Source organism: Mesorhizobium sp. (assembly GCF_004963255.1).
Taxonomy (GTDB): domain Bacteria; phylum Pseudomonadota; class Alphaproteobacteria; order Rhizobiales; family Rhizobiaceae; genus Mesorhizobium.
The window spans coordinates 83,005-92,100 of sequence record NZ_SUGA01000026.1; the positions used below are offsets into that span (position 1 = coordinate 83,005).

At 63.4% G+C, this 9,096-nt stretch carries 8 protein-coding genes; 5 read left to right on the plus strand and 3 right to left on the minus strand.

Translation table 11 applies throughout. The features are described 5' to 3' along the window. The 3 genes from E5X34_RS23215 to E5X34_RS23225 form a co-directional block, all read right to left on the minus strand. Positions 1 to 556: MFS transporter (locus E5X34_RS23215; protein WP_292569386.1), on the minus strand; the 556-nt coding region annotated here is incomplete at its 3' end. Positions 557 to 749: 193 nt separating this feature from the next. After that, entirely contained in the window at positions 750 to 959 is a 210-nt protein-coding gene (locus E5X34_RS23220) for a DUF2061 domain-containing protein (protein ID WP_292569389.1), read from the minus strand. 93 nt (positions 960 to 1,052) lie between these two features. Continuing rightward, positions 1,053 to 2,717 carry a Na/Pi cotransporter family protein gene (locus tag E5X34_RS23225; RefSeq protein WP_292569392.1) on the minus strand — a complete coding sequence of 555 codons (1,665 nt, stop codon included), beginning with the start codon at positions 2,715 to 2,717 and terminating at the stop codon, positions 1,053 to 1,055. A gap of 360 nt (positions 2,718 to 3,077) precedes the next feature. Between E5X34_RS23225 and E5X34_RS23230 the strand changes: the two genes are divergently transcribed. The 5 genes from E5X34_RS23230 (at position 3,078) to E5X34_RS23250 (ending at position 8,930) form a co-directional block, all read left to right on the plus strand. Continuing rightward, the gene (locus E5X34_RS23230) at positions 3,078 to 3,443 is read left to right on the plus strand and encodes an RcnB family protein (protein ID WP_292569395.1); all 366 of its coding nucleotides are present in this window, start codon (positions 3,078 to 3,080) and stop codon (positions 3,441 to 3,443) included. Between the two features lie 141 nt (positions 3,444 to 3,584). After that, a complete protein-coding gene (gene dnaG / locus E5X34_RS23235; protein WP_292569398.1) occupies positions 3,585 to 5,531 on the plus strand; it encodes a DNA primase in 1,947 nt (648 codons plus the stop codon). Positions 5,532 to 5,960: 429 nt separating this feature from the next. Beyond that, on the plus strand, positions 5,961 to 7,991 hold the full coding sequence (gene rpoD, locus E5X34_RS23240; protein ID WP_292569401.1) for an RNA polymerase sigma factor RpoD: 2,031 nt from the start codon (positions 5,961 to 5,963) through the stop codon (positions 7,989 to 7,991). Between the two features lie 201 nt (positions 7,992 to 8,192). Beyond that, positions 8,193 to 8,486: a GYD domain-containing protein gene (locus E5X34_RS23245; RefSeq protein WP_040989491.1), complete on the plus strand. Its 294-nt coding sequence runs from the start codon at positions 8,193 to 8,195 to the stop codon at positions 8,484 to 8,486. A gap of 63 nt (positions 8,487 to 8,549) precedes the next feature. After that, a complete protein-coding gene (locus tag E5X34_RS23250) occupies positions 8,550 to 8,930 on the plus strand; it encodes a DCC1-like thiol-disulfide oxidoreductase family protein (protein WP_292569423.1) in 381 nt (126 codons plus the stop codon). The last annotated feature ends 166 nt before the right edge of the window (positions 8,931 to 9,096 follow it).

A 9,096-nucleotide genomic window follows, 5' to 3' on the forward strand; every position in this document is an offset into this window, starting at 1 on the left:
GGCTGGCGGCGCCCGCCGTTCGCGGCAGCAGCGCCAGCATGGCGAGGATCGCGACGAAGCCCAGCGCGCCCATCACCCAGAAGGTTGCGCGCCAGCCCCATAGGCTGCCGATCGCGGTGCCGGCGGGCACGCCGATGACATTGGAAACCGTCAACCCAGAGAGAATGACCGCGACCGCCCGTCCGCGCTGGTCCTCGCGCACCAGGCTGACCGCAACCACCATGGCGACGCCGAAATAGCAACCATGCGCCACAGCGGTCGCAATGCGCAGCAGAAGCATCGCGGTGAAATCGGGCGCCAGCGCGCAGGCCACCTGGCCGAGTGTGAAAGCGACCGTCAGTCCGATCAGCAGCGTCTTGCGCGAGACTTTGCTGGTCGCGAGCGCCAGCAGCGGGCCGCCGACGGCAATGCCGCAGGCATAGCCGGAGACGAGATAGCCGGCGGTAGGCACCGAAACGCCGAGGCCTTGCGCCACCTCCGGCAGCACGCCGGCGATGACGAATTCGGTGGTGCCAAAGGCGAAGGCGGCAAGGAAAAGAGCAATCAGCGGCAGCATGGATCAAAACATATGCGAGGAATGCATGGCCTCAAACCACGCCCGCGCGGACGCGGCAATGGAGAAATTGACGATGGCGCTTTAGCTTTTCTTGACTGGACCGATCAGAACCAGCCTGTCACTGCGACTCTAAATCAAAAAGATAGAGCATGATGTCGTCCGAAAACCGCTTCACACTTTTCGGCATCATGCTCTAGGCAGGCTTTTTGCGCCCATACGGGATCCTCAGCCAGGCCCGTTCATGCAGATAGTAGAGCAGCGACTTGGTGACGACTTCGGTGAGCCCGATGGTGGCCGCGAGCTTGATGCTGCCGGTGACCACCAGCGATATGATCATCGTGTCGATCGTGCCGGTGGCGCGCCACGAAAGCGCCTTGGCGAAGCTGCGCGAATGCGTGTCCATCGACCGATCGTCCTCCAAAAGGTCCTCGGGCGATCTTTAGCCGACGCAAGCGACAATGGGCAAAGACAAATTTTTCGGCTGCCTTGCATAGCCTCAGCCGGTCTTCAAGCGCGAGCCGCCGAGCAGGCCGCGCTCCTCGAGCACTGGATAGGCGATCGAGGCCAACAGCGAGTTGATCTGCTTCAGGTCGCGGATGGTGTCGAGGTGGATCGAGCTGGTCTCGACGCTCTTGGCGGTGCCTTCGCGCAGGCGCAGGAAATGGCTGGCGCTGGTTTCCTTCTCGCGCTCGCGCAAAAGGTCTTTTTCCAGCACCAGCTGGCGCGCGGTCTCGGGGTCGCGCGAGACGAGCACGTTGAAGGCGAGCCGCGCATTGGCGAGCACGGAGGAGTGGAAGGCGCAAAGCTCCTGCCAGCCTTCCGGCGTGAACTCCAGGCCGCGCTCCAGCTTCTTCCTGACATGCACCAGCATGTTGCGTACGATGATATCGCCAACCTGTTCCAGCTTGACGCAGGCGCCGATCAGCTCCTGGCAGCGCAACGCCTCGTCCTCGGTCAGCGGGTTCCGAGTGACTTTGGCTAGGTAGAGCTTGATCGCGGCGTGCTTCTGGTCGACGCGGTCGTCGAGCGCGGCAAGCGCCTTGATCTTGGCGGGGTCGGCATCCTCATAAAGCTCGATGATGCGCTTCAGCATGATCTCGACCGTCTCGCAGACCCGCACCACCTCGCGCGTCGCGTTGGCTAAAGCCTGGCTCGGCGTATCGAGGGCGCTCTCGTTCAGCGCCGACAGCTCCACGACCTCGAGCGTGGCGGCCGGCTGCGGCGTGCTGCCCAGCGCCACGATCTTTTCGGAAGCGCGGTAGACGAGGCCGGCCAGCGGCAGTCCGGCCAGCAGGATCAGCACGTTGAACAGGATGTGGGCGTTGACGATCTGATCGGGCGCGCTTCTGCCGAGGAAGGTGACATCCGGCTTGAAGGTCATGATCAGGACCAGCATGATCAGCGAGCCGAGGCCGCGCATCAAAAGATTGCCTATCGGCACGATGCGCACCTCGGGCGGCGCCGACCTTGTCAGCATCGGTGCAATCAGCGACGAGCCAAGATTGACGCCCAGTACCAGCACGACGCCCAGTTCCGGCGTGATCAGCCCGCGGCCCGCCAGCGTCGCCATCAAAAGCACCGCGGCGATGCTCGACTGGAACAGCCAGGTGACCAGCGCGGCCAACAGGTAAGTGGTGATGGAATCTCCCGAGAAATAATTGATGATCAGCGGCATCAGCTGGCTGTTGCGCAGCGGCTCCGACGCCTGGCCGATCATCTCCAGCGACAGGATCAGCAGGCCGACGCCGATCAGGATGCGCCCCGTCTGCCGCCAGTCCCGCCGCTCGGTGGCCATGAACATGACCGTGCCCGCGATCAGGCAGAGCGGCACCAGAAGCGTGAGGTCGAAGGTAAGCAGCTTGGCCACCAGCGCCGAGCCGATCTCGGCGCCGCGCACCGCCAGTTGTCCGGCGGCGCCCGAAACGATGCCGGCGCCGGCGAAGGAGCCGACCAGCAGCGTCACCGCGGTCGAGCTCTGCAGCGCTACTGCCAAGCCGCAGCCTGTGAGCACCGCCATGACCGGATTGCGCATGGTGGCGCGCAGCTTGTGGCGCAGCACGTCGCCATAGGCGCGCTCGACGCCGGTCTTCACCATGCGGGTGGCGAACAGCATCAGCGCCACCGCGCCGGCAAGGTGCAGGAGGACGACGGAGCCGCTCACAGCGAACCTCGCGGGGTGGCTGCGGCGACGTGGAGAGGAGTACGAATCTTAGCCATTCAACGCGTCGAAATATACCAATTAAGATTAGCCGAATAATAGATTTCTCTGATGTTATGATCGTCTCGGCTCGACGGCGCATGTCGGAAATGAACGGAGAAGGCATTGGTTGCATGCGCTTGGCGGCTGCGCTTCGCTTCATGATGCCCAGCGCTTGGCGGCGTGGCCGGAGGAATCCGCAGTTTTGTTGAAGCGACTTGAGCAAGCATCGGAAATCATTACGGAATTGTAATTCCAGCGTTCAGTTTCGGTTCATCCGTTGGCGGTTACTCCTGCGTCTATCGACAACAAGGAGTACCGACCATGAAGCGTCTCATACTTTGCGCCGTCACCGCCTCGATGCTGGGTGCCTCGGCCTTCTCAGGCCAGGCCGCGCCGCTCTCCCAGCCGAGCGCGCCGCAGTCGAATTACACGCAGGTCGACTGGCAGAAGCCCGGCCGGCATGTCGACAAGCGGGTCGTCGTGAAGAAGAAGGTCGTCGTTAAGCGCAGCCACTGGCGCAATGGCCAGAAGTATTCCAACTGGAGGCGCCACCAGCCGGTCCGCGACTGGCACCGCTACGGTCTGCGCCGCCCCGGCCCCGGCCAGGAGTGGATCCGCGTCGGCAACGATTATGTGCTGGTCAGCATCCTGTCCGGCATCATCTTCGGCGCGATCGCCGCGCAGTAGTCCGCGACGACCGGCAATGCAGAAAGAAGGCGGCCGCCCCGGCCGCCTTCCTTTCGTCTGTGAAAAGCGGGTACGATGGGCAGGACAGAGTCGCAGCGCCCGGCCGGCTTGATTATATGGAGGGCAAACGAGCTTTCTTAGATGCGCTTTCCGCCCGCCTTCCTCGACGAGATACGCGACCGCGTGCCGATTTCATCGGTGATCGGCACGCGTGTCGCGTGGGACAGGAAGAAGACCAACGCATCGCGCGGCGACTATTGGGCCTGCTGCCCGTTCCACGGCGAGAAAAGCCCGTCCTTCCACTGCGAGGACAAGAAGGGCCGTTATCACTGCTTCGGCTGCTCGGTGTCGGGCGATCATTTCAAGTTCCTCACCGAGCTCGACGGCATGAGTTTTCCCGAAGCGGTCGAGAAGATCGCCGAAATGGCCGGCGTGCCGATGCCGGTGCGCGATGAACGGGAAGAACGGCGCGAGAAGGAGCGCGCCAGCCTGACCGAGGTGATGGAGATGGCGACCGCCTTCTTCCAGGAGCGACTGCAGAGCGCCGACGGCGCCAAAGCCCGTGCGTATCTCCGGGAGCGCGGACTGACGTCGGCGACGCAGCAATCGTTCCGGCTGGGCTATGCGCCAGACAGCCGCAACGCGCTCAAGGAGCATCTTGCCGCCAAGGGCGTGCCGAAGGCCGATATCGAGGCTTGCGGGCTGGTGCGGCACGGCGACGACATTCCGGTCTCCTACGACTGGTTCCGCGACCGCATCATGTTCCCGATCCCGGATTCGCGCGGCAAGATCATCGCCTTCGGCGGACGGGCGCTGGCGCCCGATGCCTTGGCCAAATACATGAACTCGCCCGACACCGAGCTCTTCCACAAGGGCAACGTGCTCTACAATTTCGCCCGCGCCCGCAAGGCACTGGCCAAGGGCGGCACAGTGATTGCGGTGGAAGGCTATATGGATGTGATCGCGCTGGCTCAGGCCGGCTTCGAGAACGCCGTGGCGCCGCTCGGCACCGCGCTCACCGAAAACCAGCTCGAGCTTCTGTGGCGCATGGCGCCGGAGCCGGTGCTGTGCTTCGACGGCGACAAAGCCGGTTTGAAAGCGGCATGGCGCGCCGCCGACCTTGCGCTGCCAGCGGTTCAACCCGGGCGCTCGGCACGCTTCGCGCTGTTGCCGGAAGGCAAGGATCCCGACGATCTGGTGAAAGCCGAGGGGCCGGAGGCATTCCGCGCTGTGCTTGCCGAGGCGCGACCGCTGGTCGATCTGTTGTGGATGCGCGAGACGGCGGGCGGCGTCTTCGACACGCCGGAGCGGCGGGCGGAGCTCGGGAAGACGCTGCGCGAGCTGACCAGCCGCATTCGTGACGAAAGCACGCGCTATCACTACCAGCAGGAAATGCGCGAGCGCGAACAGAGCTTCTTCGGTTCGCAGCGTGGCCCGCGGCAGGGTCGCCAGAATGGCGGCCGGCCGGGAGAGCGCGGCCAGGGCAAGGCCGCGGCGCCCGGCGGGCAGTTCGCCAAGGGCGGAGGCGGCCGCATGGCGATCACCGAAAGTCTCGGCCAGTCGGCGCTGGTCAAGCGCGGCGGCGAGGGCATGTCGGTGCGCGAGGCGACGATCATCGTGGCCCTGGTCAACCACCCGGCACTGATCGACGAGAATTTCGCCCACGTCGAATTTCTCGACCTCGCCAATTCGGATTTGCGCAAGCTTCACGCGGCCATCCTCGACGCGATGGCGCATGACGCGGCCGACGAGCGCGGCGCGGTCATCGCCACCATCGAGCGCGCCGGCTGCGGCGGCATCTGGGAGCGGGCGGTGGAGCTGATCAAGCGGGCGCGGCAATGGCCGGCGCTCGAAACCGCCGCGCTCGACGACGCCCGCGACGCCTTCAACCAGGCGATGCACTTGCAGCGCAGCGCCCGCACCTTACATAGAGAGCTGAAACAGGCGCAGGCGGCGCTCGATGCAGACCCTTCGGATGAAAACTTCCGGCATCTCGTCGAGATTCAAGCGCAATTCAACGATGTGCAGGCAACGGAAGCGCTGATCGAAGGGTTCGGCGTTTCATCGGGCAGGGTTGGCCGCGTTTAGGGCCGGACACCACCCATTGGAAGTGAAACGAAAATGCGCAGCGCGTCGAATCGACGCCTCTAAGTCGGGTAATTGATTCGCTTTTTTCATGCGAATCATGCCAGAGGCGCTTGACCTTCTGGCAGATTGGCGGAATCAGGACGATTCGAAACGTTAACCGTGCCCCGGCGTCGGCGGGAAATTTGAGCGATGTGAGGTGCCGGTGACGGCTGGACAGGCAAAATGCCTGCTCCAGATATCAGGGTTAATCTGGACTTAATGCATGTCGCCCAAAAGTGGAAACCGGTTTGGGGCAAACGAGATGCACAAAACAAAAGAGATGACGCGGTTGCCGGGCCGGTAAAAAGCATTCCGGTACGAGCACATCCGGCGTAACCGGTCCGACAGTTTACGCGGCCTCGATATTGGGCCGCTTGGAGACGACAAAGAATGGCGACAAAGGAAAAGGAAGAGGTCGAGACCGAACGCGAAGGCGCCACCGATGGCCCTCTGCTCGACCTTTCCGACGATGCTGTCAAGAAGATGATCAAGGCCGCGAAGAAACGCGGCTATGTCACGCTCGACGAATTGAATGCGGTGCTGCCCTCGGAAGAGACGGATCCCGACCGCATCGAAGACATCAACGCGATGCTCAGCGACATGGGCATCAACGTCGTCGAGGATGACGAGCAGGGCGAAGAGGCTGAGGCCGAGCCCGCCGGCGACAGCGAGGAAGACGCCAACGAGCTGGCCGAGCAGACCGGCACCGCCGTTGCCGCCACGACCACCAAGAAAGAGCCGACCGATCGCACCGACGATCCGGTGCGCATGTACCTGCGCGAGATGGGCTCGGTCGAGCTTCTGTCGCGCGAGGGCGAAATCGCCATCGCCAAGCGTATCGAGGCCGGCCGCGAAACGATGATCGCGGGTCTGTGCGAAAGCCCGCTGACCTTCCAGGCCATCATCATCTGGCGCGACGAGCTCAACGAATCGAAGATCCTGCTGCGCGAGATCATCGACCTCGAAGCGACCTATGCCGGCCCGGAGGCCAAGCAGGCGCCGGTGGTCGAACGCGTCGAAGAAGCGCCGTCCAAGCCGGAAGAGAAGCCGCGTGGCCGCGCGGCGGCGCGTGAGGAAGAAGACGACATCACCAATGTCGGCGGCGACACGCGCGGGCTTGAGGAAGAGGAAGACGACGAGGACGAGGCCAGCCTGTCGCTGGCCGCCATGGAAGCGGAACTGCGCCCGCAGGTGATGGAGACGCTCGACGTCATCGCCGACACCTACAAGAAGCTCCGCAAGCTGCAGGACCAGCAGGTCGAGAACCGTCTCGCCGCCGCCGGCACGCTCTCGCCGAGCCAGGACCGGCGGCTCAAGGAGCTGAAGGATCAGCTGATCAAGGCGGTGAAGTCGCTGTCGCTCAACGCCGCGCGCATCGAGGCGCTGGTCGAGCAGCTCTACGACATCAACAAGCGCCTGGTGCAGAACGAGGGCAAGCTTCTGCGTCTGGCCGAAAGCTATGGCGTGCGCCGTGAGGAATTCCTCAAGGAATATCAGGGCTCCGAGCTCGATCCGAACTGGACCCGCTCGATCGCCAACCTGACCTCGCGCGGGTGGAAGGAATTCACCAAGAACGAGAAGGACACGATCAAGGAGTTGCGTGCCGAGATCCAGAACCTCGCCACCGAAACGGCGATCTCGATCCTGGAATTCCGCAAGATCGTGAACCAGGTGCAGAAGGGCGAGCGCGAGGCCGCGATCGCCAAGAAGGAAATGGTCGAGGCGAACCTGCGTCTCGTCATTTCCATCGCCAAGAAATACACCAACCGCGGCCTGCAGTTCCTGGACCTCATCCAGGAAGGCAATATCGGCCTGATGAAGGCGGTCGATAAGTTCGAATACCGTCGCGGCTACAAGTTTTCGACCTACGCCACCTGGTGGATCCGGCAGGCCATCACCCGCTCGATTGCCGACCAGGCGCGCACCATCCGCATTCCGGTGCACATGATCGAGACGATCAACAAGATCGTTCGCACCTCGCGCCAGATGCTGCACGAGATCGGCCGCGAGCCGACGCCGGAAGAACTGGCGGAAAAGCTCGCCATGCCGCTGGAAAAGGTGCGCAAGGTCTTGAAGATCGCCAAGGAGCCGATCTCGCTCGAAACGCCGGTCGGCGACGAGGAGGATTCGCATCTCGGCGACTTCATCGAGGACAAGATGGCGATCCTGCCGATCGATGCGGCGATCCAGGCCAATCTGCGTGAGACGACGACACGCGTGCTTGCCTCGCTGACGCCGCGCGAGGAACGCGTCCTGCGCATGCGCTTCGGCATCGGCATGAACACCGACCACACGCTGGAAGAAGTCGGCCAGCAGTTCTCGGTGACGCGCGAGCGTATCCGGCAGATCGAGGCGAAGGCGCTGCGCAAGCTCAAGCATCCGAGCCGGTCGCGTAAGCTCAGAAGCTTCCTCGACAGCTGATCCGCAGGTCAGACAAGCAAACCCAAAGGGCGCCTCGGGCGCCCTTTGGCGTTTCCGGCCACCTTTCCTGCCGCCTTGCCGCATCTGCCCGACAGGAGGATAATTCGGGTGTCGGATGCATTTGTGGGCGACAAGCCGGATGCCCGCCCCGGCGCCGGTCGAACGGCGTCGCGCTCCGTGGCTCCCGGTGGGAGGTGTGCCATGACAACCTACATCGTGCTTATCAACTGGACCGAGCTGGGCGCCAGAAATGTGCGGGAGTCGCCAAAGCGGCTCGATGCCGCCAAGAAGCTGCTGGGCGAAATGGGCGGATCGTTCAAGTCATTCTACCTGACGATGGGCGAATGCGACATGGTCGCCATCGTCGAAGCCCCGGACGACGCAGTGCTCGCCCGCTTCGCGCTGATGCTGTCGTCGGGCGGCAACGTCAAGACACGGACGATGAAGGCGTTCCCGGAATTCGCCTATCGCGAGATCATCAGTTCGCTCGGGTAGGCGGCTGAAGCCGGGATCGGCGCGGCTGTTGCGAAGCCGCGCCGCATTGCCGATAGTCGCGCCATGCCCAAGCCGCCGCTGACCGTCTGGTACAACACGCGCTGTCCGGTGTGCGATGCCGGCATCAACCGGCAGAAGCGGCGGCTGATCGAGGCGGTCAAAGCCGGCCGCGTCGAATTTCGCGACATCAATTTCGAGCCGGAAGCGCTCTGCGCCTTCGGCGCCTCGCTGGAGGATATCCGCCGCCGGCTGCACGCGACCGACAGCGAAGGCCGGTTGCTGATCGGCGCCGACGTGGCGATCGCGGTCTGGCGGCTTACGCCGGGCGAGGGGTGGCTGGCGAGCTTGTTCGGCAATGTGGCAACGCTGCCGCTGACGCGCATCGCCTATGACCGTTTCGCGGACCTTCTCTACGCCTGGAACCGTCGTAAGGGCCGCTGGTAGGCGGAATGCCAAAGGCTTGGCCCTCCTGCGATACATCGTAAGATATATCTTGATTCGACGAAGGGAGTGCCTTACTTAAGATGTATCGTAAGATATAACTCAAGGAGCAATTCATGCACAGACACGATCATTCCGGGCACCATTTCGGCGAGCGCATGTTCATGCA